Raw genomic sequence first — 20,545 nt, 5'->3', positions numbered from 1 at the left:
TACCAATTAAATTTTAGTTTTCATTCGTATAATTACAAATATATACGTGTATATATTCCACCATCTGAACACTGATAGACTTTCTATATTCGGTTTTTCCGATGATTGCTTTTTAGACTTCAATCCAAAGTGAATCGCAGTTTCACTCACAATTATCAGAAAAATTCATAACACTATGGGTGGATAGGGTTTCATTTTTATGAAAGGCAATTTAGGCATCTATTGGGCTTATGATCTTGTTAAATATTAAAAATAGCACTTTATCTGTATAGATTTTATGCAAACACTATGTAGCAAAATTAGAGTGAATAGACTAAATAGTTAAAATAACTGCATGAAATCTCAACAATCCGATTTGTAATCGCTTAAATTATTAACGACAATAGCGCGATATGACACGTCTACTCAGGGAATGTAATGTCTAACGCTCGCTCTAGCCGCTGGTATCGCAATTTTACCCAATCGATTTTAACCAAGATGGTCTCGCCACAGTTGTTAGGCTCTACCGCAGAACTCAGCCAACGTCTACAAGCTGAGCCGCATGTTCCTGTGTGTTACGTGGTTGAAGATGAATATGTCAGCAACAATGTGTTAATCGATCAACAAGCACAACAACAAAATTTACCGTCGGCACTCAAGCCCATTCACATCGGTCAACATCAAGAACGTGATGCCTTACTCATTTTAAATGAAAAAAATCCACAAGATGTGCCTTATCACTATGCCTCAAAATTAATTCGTTTCATTGAAGTATTAGAGCAAGATCCCGAAGCTGATGTACAATTGGTACCTGTTACCGTGTTATGGGGACGTGCGCCCGATTATGAAGATTCATGGGTAAAAGCCTTATTTTCTGATGCATGGGCTAAACCTTCGCACTTAAAACAAATGTTAAATGTGTCTTTATATGGCAAAGATAACTATATTGAGTTTCATAAGCCATTATCATTACGCGCTTTACTCAATGAAGCCAAGGTGCAACAACCTAATTATTCACCGGCACATTTTATTGCCTCGTACTTGGTGAATGATTTAAATAAATCTAAAGAAGCCATTTTGGGGCCTGATTTATCGGATCGTCGTAATTTGATTCAGCAATTGCTACACAGTGAAGCCATTCAAAAGGCAGTTACGCAAGAAAGTATTCATAAAAAAATCAGCATGTTTGAAGCTGAAAATCGTGCCAAAAGCTATTTAAATGAAATCACCTCTGATTTTTCCTATTCAACCTTACGTTTTGCCGCGTTAAGTTTAGAAAAATTATGGACGCAGCTTTACGATGGCATTGAAGTGCATAATTTCGATACCGTACGTGAACTGGCTAAAGACTATGAAATTGTCTATACCCCATGTCACCGCAGCCACATTGATTATTTACTGTTGTCTTATGTAATTTTTAATCGCGGTTTAATGGTGCCACATATTGCTGCCGGTATTAATTTAAATTTGCCGGTCGTGGGTAATATTTTACGAGGTGCGGGCGCTTATTTTATTCGTCGTAGTTTTAATGGCAATATGCTCTACACGGCGGTGTTTAAAGAGTATGTACATAGTCTATTGTCACGTAATAGCCCGATTGAATACTTTATTGAAGGTGGTCGTTCTCGTACGGGTCTATTGCTGCCTCCGAAAAAAGGCATGCTGTCTATGACAGTACATAGCTACTTACGTGGTTCAAGCAAACCAATTGCTTTTATTCCAACCTATTTTGGCTATGAAAAACTGTTTGAAGGCAGCTCATACATCCATGAGTTGAATGGTAAGCCCAAAGAGGCTGAATCGGTTTGGGGGTTACTGAGCTCAGTACGTAAAATTGAAAAAGTCTTTGGCTTAGTGCATGTCAATTTTGGTGATCCCATTTATCTAAATGATATTTTAAGCCAAAACGAGGTACAAGACTTACAGTTAAGTATTGATGATGACTTACCAAAATCAGTCATCACCAGCGTCAATCAAACTGCTCAAGCCATTTTAGAAAACATTAATAAAGCTGCAGTGCTTAATCCGATTGCATTGTTGTCTTTACTTTTGTTAAAAGCCCCTGAACATCGTATTGAACAAGATACTTTGATTCAACAACTCGATGATTATCGTCAGATCTTAAAATTAAGCCCTTATGATGCACGTATGATGATGACCGAATTATCAGGCAGTGCCATTATTGATTATGCTTTAAAACTTAAACAAATTGATCAGCATCAAGTTGATGGTATTGGCTTTATTCAAGTCAGTGATAAACAAAAAGGCTTACTCAATTACTTTAGCAACAACATTTTACATAGCTTTGTTTTACCGGCTTTGGTTGCCACGGCGTTAATCAATGGTCAACAAAATAGCAATGATATTCAAAATTATGTGGCTAAGCTATATCCATTTTTTAAAGAAGAGTTGTTCTTAAAATGGCAAGCAGATGAGCTAGAACACGTCGTTGAACAATTGCTGCACGCTTTTGCCCAATTAGATTGGATTGGATTAGAGCATACAAGCATTAATGTTCAACAACCGCTTGCTGTTCAAGCATTGGCTGACATTATTGCATCTAGCCTCACTAACTTCCGCTTAATGGCAGAGATCTTATCACAATTTGCACACAGCAATAGTTTAGGTTTAAGTAAACTAGAAAAGCTCACCAAAATTGCACTGAAAAACCTCTTGGCGTCCGGTCATTTGGCCAATAGTTTCTATTTTGATAAATCTACAGTCAAAACCTTTAGCCAAGGCTTAAAGCTCACCCAATTGGCACAAGTACAAGGTGGTAGCATACAGCTCGCCCAAAGTAATGCCTTGGATTTTTTCCAAGCGCGGCAGCCCATCATGCAACAAGCTTTAACCGAAGCCACACATTTTAGTGATAAAGTCTTAAAAGACTTTGAATTACAACAAGCATAAGCGAGTTATCAGGCACTCTCATACGAGTGCCTGATATTTATCAGAATAACTAATAACAATCTTCATTAAAAACCATTGTCTTTAAATAATTCTCATTCTCTAACTGCTTTATAATAAGCGTCTTTTTTATATGTACTCAATGAGACCTGCTCCATGAACAATGCGCTTGAGATTAAAGCCATGCGTGATGCCTCTGAACACGTGGTCACGGTTTTAAAATCCCTTGCCAATACTGACCGCCTCATGATTTTGTGCCATTTGGCTCAACATGAATTAAATGTTTCGCAAATTGAGCAGATCACCCAAATTCACCAACCCACCTTATCGCAACAACTGATGATGTTGCGTAAAAGTAATGTGGTGAGTACACGTCGTGAGGGCAAACAAATCTTTTACTCGATTAAAGATGAAAAATTAGTCACTGTTTTGCAAACCTTACATGCTTTATATTGCCCCAACTAATCTCAGCACCGTGACTCTTTAGCACAAATTATGCATAATATATCTAAAATTATGATTTAGATGATTGGTATGTTTTCGCTTCCTGCATGGCAATGGTTAAAGCACTATAACCACACTCAGTTTCGCGCAGATCTGTTGGCCGCTTTGATTGTGGTTGCCATGTTGGTGCCGCAAGGTATGGCATATGCGATGCTCGCAGGACTCCCTCCGATCATGGGTCTATATGCCAGTATTATCCCCATGATACTGTATGCCATGCTTGGCAGCAGCCCCACACTGTCGATTGGTCCGGTGGCGATCATCTCCATGATGACCTTTGCCACTTTAAATCCATTGTTTGCCATAGGTTCAGTAGCCTATATTGAAGCAGCCTGTTTATTGGCGCTGATGGTGGGTTTAATTTCGCTATTTTTAGGAATATTGCGCTTTGGCTTTTTAATTCAACTGATTAGCCATCCGGTAATCCAAAGCTTTATTATTGCCTCAGCCTTGTTAATTACTTTAGGACAAGTGAAGTTTTTATTCGCTCTGCCCTTAAAAGCCAATAATATTGTTGAGTTTTTAAGTAGCCTTTGGCATAACTTTCCACAACTGCATTGGCCAAGTCTAAGCTTAGGCATCACGGCGATATTGGCACTCATTTATTTGCCTAGTTTGCTAAAGCGTTTGGCATTTAATCCATTTTATATTCGTGCAGTGCCTCTTTTGGTTGTAGCACTGTCAATTGTTTTGGTTTTTGCTTTAGATTTAAACCAGTTTGGTATTCAAACAGTGGGGGAAATTCCCTCGGGTTTTCCACCACTTCAATTGCCTAATTGGAATATGTCCTTGGTGTTAAGCCTGTTACCCGGGGCCGCCATGATTGCCATGGTCAGTTTTGTGGAATCTTTATCTATTGCACAAGCCACAGCCTTACAGCAACGTAGCCAACTCAATAGCAATCAAGAGTTAATTGCGCTCGGTATAGCCAATATCAGCGCGGGTTTAAGCTCCGCTTTTCCGGTGACAGGCAGTTTATCACGTACCGTTGTCAATGCTGATGCTGGCGCTAAAACCCCAATGGCAGGCGTAATTTCCTCTATATTTATTGTGGTGGTCAGTTTATATTTCACGGGATTTTTTCGGGATTTACCACTGGCGATTTTAGCGGCCACCATTATGGTCTCCATTTGGAGATTAGTTGACTTTAAACCTTTTTTACAGACATGGCGTTATTCTAAAGCCGACGGTTTGGCCATGTGGATTACTTTTTTTGCCGTGATTTGTATTGATATCAGCCGCGGTTTAATGATTGGGATTATGTCGACTTTTGTGCTGATGCTGTGGCGAATTAGCCGACCACATATTGCTCAAATTGGTTTGGTGGCAGGCACACAGCATTTTCGCAATGTTCAGCGGCATGATGTGATGACCTTTAAGCATCTGTTGTCGATACGGATTGACGAAAATTTAAGTTTTTTAAATGCACATAGCTTCAAAGGCTTTATGGTCAATGCCATCAGTGAACAGCCTGAACTTAAACATGTGATTATAAATTGCTCAAGCATCAGTAGCATTGATTATAGTGCGCTTGAGATGCTAGAAGATTTAAATCGTGAATTGGCTAAACTCAATATTCAATTGCATTTTTCAGAAGTTAAAGGGCCGGTGATGGATAATCTTTGCCACTCAGACTTTATGCAACACTTAACTGGTCAAATTTATCTAACTCACTACCAAGCGATAGATGATTTACGCGAGTAATCGGCTGATATAATTAACCTTTTTAAAAAGTATTACACTAAACAGCCTTAAAAAGCTCAATTTTCTACAAGTATCTTTTATTTTTTAATGTGGAAAAACATAGGCTTAAGTTTTATATCAAAATATCTTTTAAGCCTCAATGCTTTTCAGTATAAAATAAGCAACAATTTGATATTTTTCTCCCCGTAATTTCTGACAAGGCCTTTTGCTATGTTTTCAGCTTTTACGCGTTTGAGTTTGGTCACACGTATTGTGATCGCCATTATTTTAGGTGTGCTTGTAGCGGTTATAGCACCGCAATATACGCCTTATTTAACAATTCTTGGTGATCTCTTTATTAAGGCCCTCAAATCCGTTGCCCCTATTCTTGTGTTTGTGTTGGTTTTGTCATCTATTGCGAATTTTAAAGTTGGCAGTAGTAATGCTGCGATTAAACCGATTATGTTGATGTATGCTGCCGGTATGTTCTTAGCTGCACTCAGTGCGGTGACGGCAAGCATGCTGTTTCCAAGCACCCTGTTTTTAGATTTACCTGCCGATGGTACCTTAACACCACCGGGCAGCCTATCCGAAATTTTTAAAAACTTAGTTTTAAGTTTTATTGCCAATCCTGTAAGTGCCATTTCTGAAGCTAACTTTATTGGCATTTTGGCATGGTCGGTGGCATTGGGGCTTGCGTTCCGTCATGCATCAGAGACCACAAAAAATGTTCTCAATGACGCAGCCAATGCAGTTAATTCGGTGATTCGCTTAGTCATCAGCTTTGCACCTTTTGGTATTTTTGGTTTGGTGGCTGTGACATTTGCCGATGCCGGACTCAGCACCCTGATGAGCTATGCACAATTACTTGCAGTATTGCTTGGCACAATGGTTTTTGTGGCTTTGGTGATTAACCCGATTATGGTGGCATTTGTTACCCATAAAAACCCCTACCCATTGGTGTTGCAATGCTTACGTGAAAGTGGCATCACGGCGTTTTTTACCCGTAGTTCTGCTGCTAACATTCCGGTGAACTTAGACTTAGCCAAGCGTTTAGGGATTCCTGAATCTACTGCAAGTGTGGCGATTCCTTTAGGTGCTGCCATTAATATGGCCGGTGCTTCGGTGACCATTACCGTCTTATCTTTAGCGGCAGTGAATACCCTTGATATTCCGGTGAGCTTTACCACGATGCTGATTTTATCGGTCGTGGCAACGGTATCCGCCTGTGGTGCTTCTGGCGTGGCGGGTGGTTCATTGCTTCTTATTCCCGTGGCATGTGGTCTATTTGGTATTTCATCTGATATCGCAATGCAAGTGGTTGCGATTGGCATGGTCATTAGTGTGCTACAAGATTCAACCGAAACTGCTTTAAACTCATCTACAGATGTGTTATTTACCGCAGCAGTTGATCGCGGAATGCGCTAATATACGCCTGATTTGTATATCGATTCTTACATTATGCCTTTTCAAAATTTACCCACTTGGGTGCAACTAGGCGCATTCTTTCTTGCAGTGAATGCGGGGATGATAAATGTACTTGGCTTGATGACGGTATTGCATCAAGCCATTTCACATATGACTGGCAATGTCAGCCTCTTGGCTATTCATTTGCTGCATGGCAATCTTGACAGTTTGCTGTATGCCTTGTGTATTGTGGTCAGTTATGTTTTAGGGTCAATGTATAGTGGGCTAATTTTAGCCAATAGTCACTTTCGCTTAGGACGCCGTTATGGTATTCCTTTGAGTTTAGTGGCTTTTTTTATTGTGCTGTGTTGGATATTTTTACCCTATTGGCCACGTTATGCGCTGTTGTGGGCGGCGGTTGCTATGGGCTTACAAAATGCCATGGTCAGTCATTACCAAGGGGCAATTATTCGAACCACGCATTTATCTGGGGTACTGACGGATTTGGGTTTAGCCTTAGGCTATTTTTTGCGCGGCTTAACTGCTGGTCGGCGCCGTGTAATCTTACATCTGTTGATTTTATTTGGCTTCTTGGTCGGTGGAATCATTGCCACATGGATTTATCCTTTATTACAATTAAACGCATTCTTAGTCCCTGCCAGCTTAAGCCTGCTCATGAGCGTAATCTATTGGGTGGTTTACTGGTCTTATCGACACGATTAATTTTGGAAACGTTATGAAAAATGCATTACAAGCCCAGTTGCTTAAAGCCGGTTTAGTCGATAATAAAAAAGCGAAAAAACTCTCTAAACAAGCTGTACATGAACAACGCACTGGTCAAAGCGATGAAGCTGCCATCAAAGCTAAAATTGCCCAAGACCAACAAGCCAAATTGGAAAAAGACTTGGCTTTGGCTGCCGCCCAAAAAGCCGCTTTGCAAGAAAAAGAGCTTAAAGCCGCCATTATTCAAATGATTAAGCAGCACAAAATTGGGCAAACTGATGGTGATCTAAGCTACCAATTTATTGATGGCACCATTAAGAAAATCTATATCAATCAACAAATTTATAATGCACTTGTAGCAGGTTCTTTGGTGATTGCCAAAGATGTAGAAGGTTATGCGGTATTGCCTAAAGCCTTGGCGGATCGTATTGATGCTAAAATGGAAGGCTTTATTTTAGTCAACAATTCACAGCAAGATGCCGATACTACGGATGAAGAAGATCCGTATGCAGCCTATGTGATTCCTGATGACTTGATGTGGTAAGTTGTCAAAAAACCGCCTTGTGCGGTTTTTTTATGTCAAGTATGGTCATAACTTCACATTAAATTGCAGCCAATCACAGTATAATTACTGTTTTTAAGCTAAGTGGTTGGTCTATGTTAAAGTGGTTTGAAAAGCGCGTAAATCCTTATCCGAGCGAGGATTTAAACCAACCACTACCCACCACCTTTTTTGCCTTTGTTTGGCAAGCCTCTCAAGGCGTACGTCCCTATTTATTATTTTTAGTGCTGTGTACCGCAGGGGCAGCCAGCTTTGAGGCATTGCTCTATTCTAAAATTGGGGATTTGGTCACATGGCTCAGCCAAAGCCAACCCGATACATTTTTGGTGCAACATCAAACCAATCTCACCCTGTTAAGCTGTATTTTATTGGCCAATGTGTTGTTTGCTAGCATGCAATCCATCATTAAACATCAAATTTTATACAGCACGTTCCCCATGCGTTTACGCTGGCGCTTTCATAATTTACTGTTGCAACAAAGTTTAGACTTTTTCCACAATGACTTTGCCGGACGTTTATCAGCAAAAGTCATGCAAACTGCGCTTGCGGTGCGTGAATTTTGGGTGATTTTGGGTGACATGTTGGCTTATGTCACCATCTACTTTATGACTGTGAGTTTGGTGCTTGGGGCAATCTCACCGTTATTGCTGTTGCCGCTTTTAGTATGGCTTGTGTTGTTTATTTTGGCAGCTTGCTATTTTATCCCTCGTCTAAGCCGGATTTCCAATGAACAAGCTGACGCTCGCGCCGTAATGACTGGACGTGTCACCGATGCCTATACCAACATTCAAACTGTAAAACTATTTGCCCATGCCGGACGTGAAAGCCAATACGCCAAAGCCTCAATGCAGACCTTTATGGTGACGGTATATAAACAAATGCGCTTAGGCACCGGCTATGAGGTGAGTATTAAAGCCTTAAGCTTAGTACTGTATGTGGGCGTTTTAGGTACTGCTATTTGGTTATGGGTCAATGGTCGTGCAGAATTGGGGATTATTGCAGCCACCACAGCCATGATTTTAAAGCTCAATAGTATTGCTGAATTTATGATGTGGCAAACGTCCGCTTTATTTGAAAATGTCGGCACCATTCAAGATGGTATGAAAACCTTAGGCAAACCCATCCACATTCAAGACCAACCGCATGCTCAAGCCTTAAATTTAAGTCACGGCGAAATTGAGTTTAAAAACTTAGGCTTTGCTTACAACGAACGCCCTGTACTTGATGGGTTAAACTTAAAAATTCGTGCTGGTGAAAAAATTGGTATTGTTGGACGCTCAGGTGCGGGTAAATCCACTTTAATTCAATTATTACTGCGCTTTTACCAACCACAACAGGGTCAAATTTGTATTGATGGACAAGATATTCAACATATCACCCAAGACAGCTTAAGAAAAAACATTGCCCTTGTGACTCAAGATACCTCATTGCTGCATCGCTCTGTGGCAGAAAACATTAAATATGGTCGCCCCGATGCTACCGATGCCGAAATGTATGCTGCTGTGGCAAAAGCCAAGGCAGAAGATTTTATTCCTGAACTCACCGATCTGTATGGTCAAACAGGATATGAGGCTTATGTCGGTGAACGTGGCGTGAAACTCTCAGGTGGACAACGCCAACGTATTGCCATTGCACGGGTATTTTTAAAAGATGCACCGATTTTAATTTTAGATGAAGCCACCTCTGCTTTAGATTCAGAAGTTGAAGCTGCCATTCAAAGCAGTTTAGATGAGCTGATGCACGGTAAAACTGTGATTGCGATTGCCCATCGTTTATCCACCATTGCCCAAATGGATCGCTTAATTGTGCTTGATCAAGGTCGAATTGCTGAACAAGGCAGTCATGCTGATTTACTGGCTTTCAATGGAATTTATGCTAAGTTATGGCAGCGACAAACTGGCGGATTTATCGCCGACCAAGAACAAGCATGATAAGGAAAACTATGTTGTATTTAGATGATTTAAGTGTGGGACAGCGTTTTATCAGTCAAAGCTATCCCATGCAATTAGAAGAAATTTTACAATTTGCCGCTCAATTTGACCCACAAAGTTTCCATACCGACGCAAAAGCCGCCGAACAGCATCCCATTTTTCAAGGCTTAGCTGCAAGTGGTTGGCATACGTCAGCGGTGTGTATGCGTCTTTGGGCTGAATGTATGCCCATTGCCAATGGTTTAGTCGGTACAGATTCGCATGTACGTTGGCTCAAACCCACTCGGGCGGGTGATGAATTGCATGTTGAAGTTGAAATTACCCATATTCGTCGTTCAAAATCTAAACCCAATCAAGCGATTGTGAGTTATCACACCCAAGCCTTAAATCAGCATGGGGATGTGCTGATGACTTCAGATACCAATATTGTGGTATTTGCCCGACCTGACGAGGCTGCATAATCTTGTGAGTTTAGACTTTTGTTTTACTGCAAAAGCATGTATAACACAGCATAAAAGCACGTTGTAAGTTGTAAGGAGTTATCCATGAATCACCCTTCAGAATTAAAATATGCACGTACGCATGAATGGGTTAAAGTTGAAGGTGATCTTGTTGTTACCGGTATTTCTGACCATGCACAAGATGCATTAGGCGATTTAGTCTATGTTGAAGCACCGGAAGTAGGACAACGTGTCACAGCAGGCGAACAAGCAGGTGTAGTCGAGTCGGTCAAAACTGCCTCAGATATTCATGCCCCTGTGTCAGGTGTAGTGGTTGAAGTGAATCCTGATCTTGAAGATGACCCTGATTTTGTCAATGATGCACCTTATAGCAAAGGTTGGATTTATAAAATCAAGCCTGATCATTTAAGCGATGTAGATCATTTACTTTCAAGTACCGATTACGAAGCTGGTTTATAAGTTTCAAGCATTCTTTAAAACATAGGGAGCTGTATGCTCCCTTGCTTTAATGCGTTTAATTAACTCATTTCTGCCATACTGCTGCTTTGTTCAGGCTCGTCGTCTTGAATTAGGCCTAGACCTTGTAAGCCATTTTCTACAGGACGATTTTGATCCACACGGCTACTTTTGAGCTTAATTTGTAAACGCAATTCGTTCATCGAGTCGGCATTACGAATCGCTTCGTCATAACCAATTGATCCATCATCATATAAGTCAAATAAAGCTTGGTCAAAGGTTTGCATACCCAATTCACGTGATTTAGTCATAATTTCTTTTAAAACATGGAAATTGCCTTTTAAGATATTTTCACTAATCAAAGGTGTATTGAGTAAAATCTCCACCGCAGCACGGCGCCCTGTACCATCTTGTGTGCGAATTAAGCGCTGCGACACAATCGCCTTCATATTGGAAGATAAATCCATTAAAACTTGATTGCGACGTTCTTCAGGGAAAAAGTTAATAATCCGATCTAAGGCTTGGTTGGCATTGTTAGCATGCAGTGTACCCAAGCACAAATGCCCTGTTTCAGCAAAGGCTAAGGCATGCTCCATTGTTTCGGTATCGCGGATCTCACCAATTAAAATCACATCAGGTGCCTGACGTAAGGTGTTTTTTAAGGCATTGTGCCAAGAGTGACTGTCTACACCCACTTCACGATGGGTAATCATCGATTGCTTATGTTTATGTACATACTCAACCGGATCTTCAACGGTAATAATATGCCCTGCTGAGTTTTCATTGCGATGATCAATCATGGCCGCCAGAGAGGTTGATTTACCCGAACCTGTAGCCCCAACCACCAAAATTAAGCCGCGTTTTTCCATCATCACGTCTTTAAGCTTGAGTGGTAATTTTAACTTATCAAAATTCGGGATATCTGCGGTGATGGTACGAATCACCATACCCACTTGGTGCTGCTGCTGAAAAATATTCACGCGAAAGCGTGACACATTGGGCACAGAGATTGCAAAGTTACATTCTAGATTTTCTTCAAACTCAGCGCGTTGTTTGTCATTCATTAAACTATAGGCAAATAGCTTGGTTTTTTCTGCCGACAGTTCTTGCTGCGAGAGTTTTTTCATCATGCCTTGATGCTTCATACTCGGCGGAAAATCGGCAGTGATGAATAAATCTGAACCACCAAATTCAAATACTTTCCCCAACATATGAAACATAAAACGTTGTGCTTCATCTAATAGTTCTGCGTTATACATGCTATTGTGCCTGTTTTTTAAATCCTGAGTAATTTAATAAGAATTTCTTATTAAACATAAACTTAAAATCATTAAGCTTATGCTCATCATGACAAAGACGCCTTTAAAAAACAAATCTTCACTTTGCCAAGTAATCGCCATTTTTTTTCATTTTTTTTAGCTAAGGCATAAAAAAAGACGCTTTATATCGCGTCTTTTTTCAAGTGTCTAAGTTTTAGGCAGTTTTTGCTAGGTGCTGTGCTGCAAGTGCATCTGCAACTTGTAAAAATAAGCGTTCGGTTTTCTCCCAACCTAAACAACCATCGGTAATGGATTGACCATATTGCATGGCACTGGAAATTTTTTGTGCGCCATCTTGTAAATGACTCTCTAGCATGACACCACGCACCGCCGTGTGGGGACGCTCAGCCACAATGGTCATTAACACATCAGGTTGTAACAATGGATTCTTTGCACTGTTACCATGACTACAATCAATCACTAAAGCAGGTAAATAAGTAGATTTGAGCTTAATTTTCTCAATTTCGGCTAAGCTGTAATTGGGGCCAGTATTGCTGCCACGTAAAATTAAATGTGCTTTAGGATTGCCTTGAGAACTGAGTAAACACGGTAAACCATTTTGCCCTAAACCTAAAAATTGATGTGGCTGAGTCGCAGATTGAATCGCATCTAAAGCAATTTGAATCGAGCCATCTGTTCCATTTTTAAAGCCTACTGCAAAGGGCATGTGACTTGAAATTTCACGGTGAATTTGCGATTCACTGGTACGTGCTCCAATGGCACCCCATGCCAACAGATCATCAAAGTATGCCGTTGCGATTGGACTTAAAATCTCAGATGCGATCGGTAAACCCATTTCAATAATTTTTAAATACAAAGCACGCGATTTTTCTAAACCCAATTGCATATTGTTAGAACCATCTAACTGTGGATCATATAAAAATCCTTTCCAACCGACTGTAGTTCTTGGCTTTTCAATATAAGCACGCATCACAAATACAATGTGCTGATCAACCTGTTGTTGTAGTTTTTGTAATTTTTCAGCGTATTCAAGCACTGCAGTTTCGTCATGGATTGAACAAGGACCTGTCACAATCATCAAACGTGAATCTTGACCATTTAATATCTGTTGGATGGTTTGACGCTGCTGTGCCACTTGACGTGCTAAAGCGTCATTCAGCGGTAATTTTTGTTTAAGTTGTTGTGGCAGTAGCAAAGTTGTTTCTTGAGTCGATTGTTGCAAAGCCGTATTTAAAGCATTCATGATGGGTGTTCCTATGGACCAGACGTCCTATCTTTTTATTTGAGCGTTATGGGTCTAAGCGTATGATTGCGTACTAACATTAAGTAAAACCAATACACATTGCTAAAATATGACTTGTTGAATGTACGCATGAAATTTCTCCAAAAATGACTGACATAAAAAAACCTGAGCGGGTTGCCGCTCAGGTATAAACTGGTGGGCAACCTTTTTGTGCCCGAACGCCTTCAGGCAACTATCTAAATTGCCAAAAATAAAAATAAGCGTGAACGGATACAGATTGCCAAAGCATAATGACTGTCTAATAAAATATTGACCTGAGCTTTAACATACGCATTGTTTTTCACTTTGACAATAGTTTTTTTAAAAATATTTTTTGTTCATAGACTTATTTTTATTGCGATGAGATTTTAATGGGTGAATAAATCTTATAATTTTTGCTGCAAATGGTAATTGTAAAATGGCATAAAAAAACGGGCACCATGCCCGTTTTTTTAAATATTATCTTAATCTTGGAAATTGACCACAGAACGGATCGATTTTCCTTCATGCATTAAATCAAAAGCGTCATTGATTTTATCTAAGCCCATGGTATGGGTTACAAATGGTTCAAGTTGAATCTCACCTTTCATGGCTTCTTCAACCATGCCTGGTAATTCCGAACGACCTTTTACACCACCAAAGGCTGTACCTTTCCAAGTACGACCGGTCACCAATTGGAATGGGCGTGTTGAAATTTCTTGACCTGAACCTGCTACACCAATAATCACAGATTGGCCCCAACCACGATGCGCACATTCTAAAGCCGAACGCATTACGTTGACATTACCAATACATTCAAACGAATGGTCCACGCCCCAACCTGTCATTTCTACAATGACTTCTTGTACAGGTTTGTCATAGTCTTTTGGATTGACAAAGTCTGTTGCACCAAATTCTTCAGCCAACTTAAATTTTTCAGGATTGGTGTCTACAGCAATAATACGACCTGCTTGGGCTTTTTTAGCGCCCTGTACCACTGCCAAACCAATACCGCCTAAGCCAAACACAGCTACGGTATCGCCTTGTTGTACTTTGGCGGTGTTTTTGACTGCACCTAAACCTGTGGTCACACCACAACCTAATAAGCAAACATGTTCAGGATTGGCATCTGGATTAACTTTTGCCAAAGATACTTCAGCCACCACGGTATATTCAGAAAAGGTTGAGCAGCCCATATAATGATAAATTGGTTCGCCATTATATGAAAAACGCGTGGTGCCATCTGGCATTAAACCTTTACCTTGTGTGGCACGCACTGCAGTACACAGGTTAGTTTTGCCTGATTGACAAAATAAGCATTCACCACACTCGGCAGTATAAAGCGGAATCACATGATCACCGGGCTGTACAGAGGTGACGCCTTCACCCACTTCAACCACAATCCCTGCACCTTCATGCCCGAGCACCGCGGGGAATACCCCTTCAGGATCATCACCCGATAACGTAAAAGCATCGGTATGACAAACGCCAGTATGGGTAATTTTAACTAAAACTTCACCTTTTTGAGGTGGTGCCACGTCAATTTCTACAATCTGTAAAGGTTGACCTGGCGCAAACGCAACCGCAGCACGAGATTTCATCAAAGAGATTCCTTAAATATTGCGATGATTTAACAGTTTACTAACAGTAACCGCTTTTTATTCTGAGTTTCAAGCGCTAACATCATTTGATTATCTGAATAACATCTAACAGTAGCCTAGCAGCATGAAAGATATGCAAATAACAAAAATAAGCGCCTTAATCCTCACAGCCAGTGTACTGATGGGCTGTGATCTTGCGCCCAATTTGGCCAAAGCTGATCCAGCGCTACAAGCACCTACGCAACATTGGCTAAACGATCAACATAGCGCTCAACAGCTTGAAAAGGGTTTAACAGCTTATCTTGCTTTGGATGATGCATTTTTAAGTCTTGCTTCACGTTTGTATTTAATCCGCCAAGCCAAACATCATCTGGATTTACAGTATTACATATGGAATGATGACGAAATTGGACGCATGATGTTGGCGGAACTGTTAAAAGCAGCAGATCGTGGGGTGAAAGTTCGTCTTTTACTTGATGATCAAAATGGTACGCAACTCGACCCTCAATTACAGGCTTTAAGCCAACATCCCAACTTTGCCATTAAACTGTTCAACCCGTATAAATTTCGCAACTTTCGCGTTTTAGATTACACCTTGCGCCTACAACAGGTGAATCATCGCATGCACAATAAATTAATTATTGCCGATGGCAGTATTGCCGTAACCGGTGGGCGCAATATTAGTCGAGAGTACTTTGATGCCAGTGATGATTTTCAGTTTACCGATTTAGACATTTTGTTTTATGGCACGGCGCTAAAAGCGGCTAACCCATTATTTTTAGATTTTTGGAATGATGACTTAAGTTATAGCAGCAAACAGATTTTGCCTCATCCTGATCCAGATGCGTTAAATCAGTTACGTCGTACTTATCAAAGTGAGATTTTTGCTCAAGCCAATACGCAACCAAGAATACAAGCTGCCGAAGTTGATATTCAACTGCAACTTAAACAACGTTCGATTCAATGGGCGAAAGCACATTTTGTTGGCGATCACCCTGATAAAATTCGTGGTCAAGCCAAAAATCATCAACTAATTTCAAAACAAATGACAGATTTGATGGGACAACCCAAGCAACAACTTGAATTGGTTTCGGCTTATTTTGTACCTACGTCAAGGGGCACGCATTATTTAAGCCAGTTGCGCAAACAAAATATCAAGGTTAGAGTGCTGACCAATTCATTGGTGGCCAACGACGTGGCACTAGTACATGCCTTTTATCAAAAATACCGCTATCCACTGCTCAAAAGTGGTGTAGAACTGTATGAATTTAAACCCTACATTAAACGCTTAGATCGAACTTGGTATGAGCGTCTTACCGGCAATTTAATTCCTGCTAAGGGTAAAAGTCATTCGAGTTTACATGCTAAGTTTTTTGATATGGATGGAAAAGTCTTTATTGGTTCGTTTAACTTTGACCCACGCTCAGCACATTTAAATAGCGAAGTCGGCTTAGTGGTAGAATCTGCTGTATTACAGCAGCAGATTAAGCAAAGTTTAGAACTCTACTTACCACGTATTGCCTATCAACTTAAGCTTAATCAACATGATCAAATTATATGGTATGAACAACAAGCAGATGGCACAGTCATTCAACATACACATGATCCTGAAACCACAGCGTTTCAGCGGATGGCAATTTATGCCGTGTCATTTCTACCGATTGAATGGTTAATGTAAGCACATAAGATAAAAAATATCTGAGCTGAGTGTTGTTTTGGCTTAAAGTAGCCAACAAATTTACTCACCTACTGATTTGTTTTAAGATGCGGTTTTTTCTTATCCCATCTCCTTGTATGCAATTTTTCGATCTTCAGCGTCAATTTAATTTTAATGATCTGCTTACACCTCACATGACACTTGCTCAACTTGGCGGTCAAGATTGGGTATTAACTAAAGTACGTGTTGAACATGATTGTCTGCATGAAAGCGCACATTTAAATGGTCAAGTGGTACTACAGTCAGATCAAGCCATTCATATTGAACTCGATTGGGTGATTTTTGATACTGGTCATGAACTGCAAGTGTTATTTAAAGGTATTGAAACCCAAGATTTTGGTGCCAGTCGTTTAGTGGTCAGCGGTGCTCAAGTGGTAGATGCCGAGCAACAAGTGATTTCAGCTGAAGCACTTGGCTTATGGCTAGACGGTACTTTGCTACCTATGCTGCCGACTTTACGCCGTGATATTAAAGCGCGTTTAAATTTATGGGATTATGTTGAATATGATGTCTAATTAACTTAGGCTATTTTAGTAAACCTATATTTTTAAAGACTTCGGCATATGCAGCAGCTTTTTTCTCAAGGGCTAAGGGATAAGCTCTTGAGGAAGATGGCAAACGGTAGAGCTTTAATTCACGTTGTGCAAAATACGCTTCACTCATTTCACCTATTTTAGGCTTTATGGTGCCTATGGACATGGCCTCCAGCAAAGTATCTGTGGCTTTGTCGCCTGTGGTGATTATATGCTGACACTGTGGAATTTTAGCCAGTAATACATTTAAATCTGTTGGTGTATAAATTTGTAAAAACTTATCTGCAGCATTGTTGTTTAAGCGAATCACTTGATAAGCCGTATCATAAATCGCGATGCCAATTTGAGTTAAAAAATCACGTATTTTTTGTTCATGAAAGCATTTATTTGCCACATCTAAAAAATAATAAGCGTCTTTAAAAAAGATCAGCCCAAAGATTTTCCACATGTCATTTTGATAATTAGGGTAATAAAACTGCATTTTCCAACGATGTTGTTGCGGAGGAAATGAACCTAACATCAACAATTTAGCATGATTGGGTAAAAAAGGCGGTAAAGGATGGGTTTCGATGCGCATAGTCATTGCCTTTAATCTTCAAATAACTGTTGAGACGGGTGCTTCATTAATCTGCGTTTAATTTTCTTGGCCATTTTATCTGCCCAAAACGCATAAATTTCAGCACTTGGATGAAAACCATCACTGGCCATCTGCAGATTCATGGCTTGATACTCTGCTAAATCATACGCTAAGCCTAGCATGTTAGGCTGTGATGCCATATAACGCTGTAAAGATTGGTTCATTTCTTTGGCATATTGCCCAAGTAGCCATGCCATGGGCTGTGGCAAAGCAGGAAAAAGCTGCATTGGGGGAACACTTGCCACCACAATCAATTTTGGATTAAATTTATGCTGGATTATGCAATATAAACGTTGTTGCTGTGCCAACCATGCTTGAGGTGAAATTAAGCAAGTCACATCATTCACGCCAATTGAAGTCACCACCACATCAAAATGTTGGATGGGTAATTTTTGAATGGCTTGTATTAATTGTGCGGTGGTACGCCCACTTTTGGCTTCTAAGTGATAGTTAACCTGATAATCATGTTGTAAGCGCTGTAACAATTGCCCAAGCAAAGCCTGACTTTGTTGCTCAACCCCCACCCCTGCTGCGGCAGAATCCCCAACAATCAGAATTGACAGGGATGTTCCTTGCCCACATTGTCCTTGACGAGCGCCACTGGGCTCACTTAAACGTGGGGTATTTTTCTTCACATATTTGGCTTGCATAGCAAGGATAGGCAATAACCCCAAAGTGGCAATTTTTAATTTCATAAATTATTTCGCTTTTATGGTCACTTTAGCTTAAAAACAAAGCCTGTTGCAGGCAAGTATTTGGGCATAAAAAAAGCCAGACCTCAGTCTAGCTTTTGATGATCCAATTGAATATTAAGCTTTATTCCAACGATTGACACGCTTAAAGGTACCATAATCATTAAAGCGCACACCCACCTCACGCATAACCTTATGTGCAGTTTTTGAGGTCATTTGACGAATATAGAACGGTTCTTTTACCACAAAGTGATGAATAGCATGGGTTGAACCAAAATTACAGCAGAAAATTTGGAACGGTAACAACCACCACGGCGTCAACACTTGGGTTTGCTTAATCACATCACGTGGGTCAATATCGCCATAATAATGCATATTTGAGCTAATAAACTGTAAGCTAAATGAGCGAATAAAGTTTGGAATCACCCAGACCACAGCCAAGAAGTTGACTACTTTCATCGCAGCTAAAGTATTGCTTGACCATTCTACTGCTGAGCCAAACCAAACAGCCATATGATCGACCACGTGGAAAATCACAAAACAGTACCATAAACCGTAGTACATTAAACCCAACGGAATAAAGCCCAGAATTTGTGAAATCACGGTACGACGACGCTCATTTTCAGGCTGTTTTGACACAAACAGTTTCAGCATCTTCAACATTTGTATAGGACGTAAATATACTGTCATCAACTGATCGCTAGTGATTAAAATACGGCGCAGACCCCATGGCATACCATTGCCAATACCACGTTCTTCTAGGTCATGTTCTGTGCCTGAAAACTTATGGTGATGCAAATGCATGCGTCGACGTGTCCATGGGCTAATGGTGTTCGGACGCGCTAACCACACCAAGCTCATCATGATATGATGCGCGACTTTATTCTTTTTAAAATACATATAATGAATCAGATCGTGCTCTAATTCATGGGTCAAAGATGCAAAGATCGCAATTAGCGGAATACATGCCCACGCAGGAAAAACTCCATATGCGTACAATGCAGCACAGCCAAGCATACCTGATAACGCAAAGACCAAAATGCTCGCACCAATAAAGTCTTGATGCTTTAAAATGGGATGACGTTCACGTAGCTCCTCTCCTGCTTGAGTAACCACAGTTCGGACCTTTTGAATCCGTTGTTGGTCTGTCATCTCTGAGGAAATTGACATATGCAAAACCTTTAATTTATGGACAGTTGTACATTAAATCAAATTTGCAAAAAAAGAATCGGCTAATGTGCTTTTTTAAGTGGGTTTGATTAAAATTTGATCAATTTTTACTTTTTTAATGCCATTTTCTGTACATTTTCGCGCATTTTACACAAACAGTTAAAAATAAGAATCATTCTATTTATGTAGATTTTCATGTGAATTCCGCTGTTTCATCATTAAAGCCAAGTGAGTAAATCAGGCTGTTGCTCAAGCAAATAATGATGTTCATTTAAACTACATAAATGAAGCTGACCATCTACATAAGTTAATGTTGTAAAACTGGCATTGCTGATTTGCCAATTGAGTGCAAAAGTTTGTTGTGCAGATAAACCCAGCACTTGAGCCACGGCCACTGAAATCACCCCACCGGAGCTAAACACCACAGCGACAGGTGGCGCATGGATTGCTATCTCATGGCAGAGTGCATCTAAGGCTTGTTTGACCCGATGCTGAAAATCTAGCCATGTTTCTTGATACTGATGCTCAGCATTTGCCTCACTCCACCGCTGCATGGCAGGATAAAACAGTTGGGCTAAATAATCGCGCGGCTGTTTTAGGTCTTTTAATTGTTGTTGTAACCACTGCGGCTCGGCAAAGCGTGGATCATATTGCGCCAATACATGTTGGTGGTCAAACTCATTCCACAGTGTAGAGGTATGAATATTGGCCTGCGCAAATGAGGCAGCTAAGGCCAATTGCGCAGTGTGCTGATGACGCTGTAAAGCACCTGCTACGACATAAGGTTGCTGTTGAAGCACGCGTTTAAAGTATCGCCCCAAAGCTTTGGCCTGCATCTGACCACGTTCAGATAGCTGATCATAGTTGGCTGCACCAAAAGACGCTTGTCCGTGGCGCACCAAATAAATTTTTGTCATCGTCAACGACCTTGTTATTGTTTATAGCGAATCTGCAAAGTTTAGGCGATTTAAATACACAGGTATAGCATCTTTGATAAGCGTTAGATTTTGAATAAAAAAAGCAGCCGAAGCTGCTGATGTT

The 20,545-nt window shown here is 40.4% G+C and carries 18 protein-coding genes; 11 read left to right on the top strand and 7 right to left on the bottom strand.

Annotated features, from left to right (window positions below):
* Window positions 1-417 precede the first annotated feature (417 nt).
* The 9 genes from plsB (at window position 418) to gcvH (ending at window position 10,616) form a co-directional block, all read left to right on the top strand.
* Window positions 418-2,889, top strand: coding sequence for a glycerol-3-phosphate 1-O-acyltransferase PlsB (gene plsB / locus Q0Z55_RS04940; protein WP_297424994.1), 2,472 nt, complete (start codon window positions 418-420; stop codon window positions 2,887-2,889).
* A gap of 153 nt (window positions 2,890-3,042) precedes the next feature.
* Window positions 3,043-3,351 carry a metalloregulator ArsR/SmtB family transcription factor gene (locus Q0Z55_RS04935; protein ID WP_297424990.1) on the top strand — a complete coding sequence of 103 codons (309 nt, stop codon included), beginning with the start codon at window positions 3,043-3,045 and terminating at the stop codon, window positions 3,349-3,351.
* Window positions 3,352-3,420: 69 nt separating this feature from the next.
* Window positions 3,421-5,094: a SulP family inorganic anion transporter gene (sulP, locus tag Q0Z55_RS04930; RefSeq protein WP_297424987.1), complete on the top strand. Its 1,674-nt coding sequence runs from the start codon at window positions 3,421-3,423 to the stop codon at window positions 5,092-5,094.
* Window positions 5,095-5,304: 210 nt separating this feature from the next.
* Window positions 5,305-6,501 carry a serine/threonine transporter SstT gene (gene sstT, locus Q0Z55_RS04925; protein WP_297424984.1) on the top strand — a complete coding sequence of 399 codons (1,197 nt, stop codon included), beginning with the start codon at window positions 5,305-5,307 and terminating at the stop codon, window positions 6,499-6,501.
* 33 nt (window positions 6,502-6,534) lie between these two features.
* On the top strand, window positions 6,535-7,203 hold the full coding sequence (locus Q0Z55_RS04920) for a YoaK family protein (protein ID WP_297424981.1): 669 nt from the start codon (window positions 6,535-6,537) through the stop codon (window positions 7,201-7,203).
* Window positions 7,204-7,216: 13 nt separating this feature from the next.
* On the top strand, window positions 7,217-7,747 hold the full coding sequence (locus Q0Z55_RS04915; RefSeq protein WP_297424978.1) for a DUF2058 domain-containing protein: 531 nt from the start codon (window positions 7,217-7,219) through the stop codon (window positions 7,745-7,747).
* 113 nt (window positions 7,748-7,860) lie between these two features.
* On the top strand, window positions 7,861-9,696 hold the full coding sequence (locus Q0Z55_RS04910) for an ABC transporter ATP-binding protein (protein ID WP_297424975.1): 1,836 nt from the start codon (window positions 7,861-7,863) through the stop codon (window positions 9,694-9,696).
* 11 nt (window positions 9,697-9,707) lie between these two features.
* Entirely contained in the window at window positions 9,708-10,157 is a 450-nt protein-coding gene (locus Q0Z55_RS04905) for a MaoC family dehydratase (RefSeq protein WP_297424972.1), read from the top strand.
* An 84-nt stretch (window positions 10,158-10,241) separates the two neighbouring features.
* Window positions 10,242-10,616, top strand: coding sequence for a glycine cleavage system protein GcvH (gcvH, locus tag Q0Z55_RS04900; RefSeq protein ID WP_297424970.1), 375 nt, complete (start codon window positions 10,242-10,244; stop codon window positions 10,614-10,616).
* Window positions 10,617-10,675: 59 nt separating this feature from the next.
* Here gcvH and Q0Z55_RS04895 read toward each other — a convergent pair whose 3' ends face one another.
* The 3 genes from Q0Z55_RS04895 to Q0Z55_RS04885 all read right to left on the bottom strand — a co-directional run bounded on the left by Q0Z55_RS04895 (window position 10,676) and on the right by Q0Z55_RS04885 (window position 14,755).
* Window positions 10,676-11,872, bottom strand: coding sequence for a PilT/PilU family type 4a pilus ATPase (locus Q0Z55_RS04895; protein ID WP_297424967.1), 1,197 nt, complete (start codon window positions 11,870-11,872; stop codon window positions 10,676-10,678).
* A 214-nt stretch (window positions 11,873-12,086) separates the two neighbouring features.
* Entirely contained in the window at window positions 12,087-13,136 is a 1,050-nt protein-coding gene (locus Q0Z55_RS04890) for a 3-deoxy-7-phosphoheptulonate synthase (protein ID WP_297424964.1), read from the bottom strand.
* Between the two features lie 503 nt (window positions 13,137-13,639).
* Complete coding sequence (locus tag Q0Z55_RS04885) at window positions 13,640-14,755, bottom strand: S-(hydroxymethyl)glutathione dehydrogenase/class III alcohol dehydrogenase (protein ID WP_297424961.1); 1,116 nt, start codon at window positions 14,753-14,755, stop codon at window positions 13,640-13,642.
* 181 nt (window positions 14,756-14,936) lie between these two features.
* Between Q0Z55_RS04885 and Q0Z55_RS04880 the strand changes: the two genes are divergently transcribed.
* Entirely contained in the window at window positions 14,937-16,433 is a 1,497-nt protein-coding gene (locus Q0Z55_RS04880; RefSeq protein ID WP_297425034.1) for a phospholipase D family protein, read from the top strand.
* Between the two features lie 116 nt (window positions 16,434-16,549).
* Complete coding sequence (locus Q0Z55_RS04875) at window positions 16,550-16,987, top strand: hypothetical protein (RefSeq protein WP_297424959.1); 438 nt, start codon at window positions 16,550-16,552, stop codon at window positions 16,985-16,987.
* Window positions 16,988-16,997: 10 nt separating this feature from the next.
* Here the strand turns inward: Q0Z55_RS04875 and Q0Z55_RS04870 are convergent, their stop codons facing one another.
* The 4 genes from Q0Z55_RS04870 to Q0Z55_RS04855 form a co-directional block, all read right to left on the bottom strand.
* Window positions 16,998-17,588, bottom strand: a complete 591-nt coding sequence (locus tag Q0Z55_RS04870) for a uracil-DNA glycosylase family protein (protein WP_297424955.1) — start codon at window positions 17,586-17,588, stop codon at window positions 16,998-17,000.
* A gap of 5 nt (window positions 17,589-17,593) precedes the next feature.
* Window positions 17,594-18,337: an SGNH/GDSL hydrolase family protein gene (locus Q0Z55_RS04865; RefSeq protein ID WP_297424952.1), complete on the bottom strand. Its 744-nt coding sequence runs from the start codon at window positions 18,335-18,337 to the stop codon at window positions 17,594-17,596.
* A 114-nt stretch (window positions 18,338-18,451) separates the two neighbouring features.
* Window positions 18,452-19,504: a fatty acid desaturase gene (locus Q0Z55_RS04860; protein WP_297424949.1), complete on the bottom strand. Its 1,053-nt coding sequence runs from the start codon at window positions 19,502-19,504 to the stop codon at window positions 18,452-18,454.
* Window positions 19,505-19,722: 218 nt separating this feature from the next.
* The gene (locus Q0Z55_RS04855) at window positions 19,723-20,421 is read right to left on the bottom strand and encodes a histidine phosphatase family protein (protein ID WP_297424946.1); all 699 of its coding nucleotides are present in this window, start codon (window positions 20,419-20,421) and stop codon (window positions 19,723-19,725) included.
* Window positions 20,422-20,545 lie beyond the last annotated feature (124 nt).

Origin of the sequence: uncultured Acinetobacter sp. (genome assembly GCF_947626835.1) — a bacterium.
Taxonomy (GTDB): domain Bacteria; phylum Pseudomonadota; class Gammaproteobacteria; order Pseudomonadales; family Moraxellaceae; genus Acinetobacter.
This window is presented reverse-complemented; position numbering and strand designations above follow the sequence as displayed.

What these genes read in the sequence shown, in the direction of transcription:
- Q0Z55_RS04905 (WP_297424972.1), top strand. Translation starts at nt 9,708, where the DNA reads ATGTTGTATTTAGATGATTTAAGTGTGGGACAGCGTTTTATCAGTCAA.
- Q0Z55_RS04920 (WP_297424981.1), top strand. Translation starts at nt 6,535, where the DNA reads ATGCCTTTTCAAAATTTACCCACTTGGGTGCAACTAGGCGCATTCTTT.
- plsB (WP_297424994.1), top strand. Translation starts at nt 418, where the DNA reads ATGTCTAACGCTCGCTCTAGCCGCTGGTATCGCAATTTTACCCAATCG.
- Q0Z55_RS04860 (WP_297424949.1), bottom strand. Translation starts at nt 19,504, where the DNA reads ATGTCAATTTCCTCAGAGATGACAGACCAACAACGGATTCAAAAGGTC.
- Q0Z55_RS04910 (WP_297424975.1), top strand. Translation starts at nt 7,861, where the DNA reads ATGTTAAAGTGGTTTGAAAAGCGCGTAAATCCTTATCCGAGCGAGGAT.
- gcvH (WP_297424970.1), top strand. Translation starts at nt 10,242, where the DNA reads ATGAATCACCCTTCAGAATTAAAATATGCACGTACGCATGAATGGGTT.
- Q0Z55_RS04880 (WP_297425034.1), top strand. Translation starts at nt 14,937, where the DNA reads ATGGGCTGTGATCTTGCGCCCAATTTGGCCAAAGCTGATCCAGCGCTA.
- Q0Z55_RS04885 (WP_297424961.1), bottom strand. Translation starts at nt 14,755, where the DNA reads ATGAAATCTCGTGCTGCGGTTGCGTTTGCGCCAGGTCAACCTTTACAG.
- Q0Z55_RS04895 (WP_297424967.1), bottom strand. Translation starts at nt 11,872, where the DNA reads ATGTATAACGCAGAACTATTAGATGAAGCACAACGTTTTATGTTTCAT.
- Q0Z55_RS04890 (WP_297424964.1), bottom strand. Translation starts at nt 13,136, where the DNA reads ATGAATGCTTTAAATACGGCTTTGCAACAATCGACTCAAGAAACAACT.
- Q0Z55_RS04865 (WP_297424952.1), bottom strand. Translation starts at nt 18,337, where the DNA reads ATGAAATTAAAAATTGCCACTTTGGGGTTATTGCCTATCCTTGCTATG.
- Q0Z55_RS04870 (WP_297424955.1), bottom strand. Translation starts at nt 17,588, where the DNA reads ATGACTATGCGCATCGAAACCCATCCTTTACCGCCTTTTTTACCCAAT.
- Q0Z55_RS04855 (WP_297424946.1), bottom strand. Translation starts at nt 20,421, where the DNA reads ATGACAAAAATTTATTTGGTGCGCCACGGACAAGCGTCTTTTGGTGCA.
- Q0Z55_RS04935 (WP_297424990.1), top strand. Translation starts at nt 3,043, where the DNA reads ATGAACAATGCGCTTGAGATTAAAGCCATGCGTGATGCCTCTGAACAC.
- Q0Z55_RS04875 (WP_297424959.1), top strand. Translation starts at nt 16,550, where the DNA reads ATGCAATTTTTCGATCTTCAGCGTCAATTTAATTTTAATGATCTGCTT.
- sstT (WP_297424984.1), top strand. Translation starts at nt 5,305, where the DNA reads ATGTTTTCAGCTTTTACGCGTTTGAGTTTGGTCACACGTATTGTGATC.
- sulP (WP_297424987.1), top strand. Translation starts at nt 3,421, where the DNA reads ATGTTTTCGCTTCCTGCATGGCAATGGTTAAAGCACTATAACCACACT.
- Q0Z55_RS04915 (WP_297424978.1), top strand. Translation starts at nt 7,217, where the DNA reads ATGAAAAATGCATTACAAGCCCAGTTGCTTAAAGCCGGTTTAGTCGAT.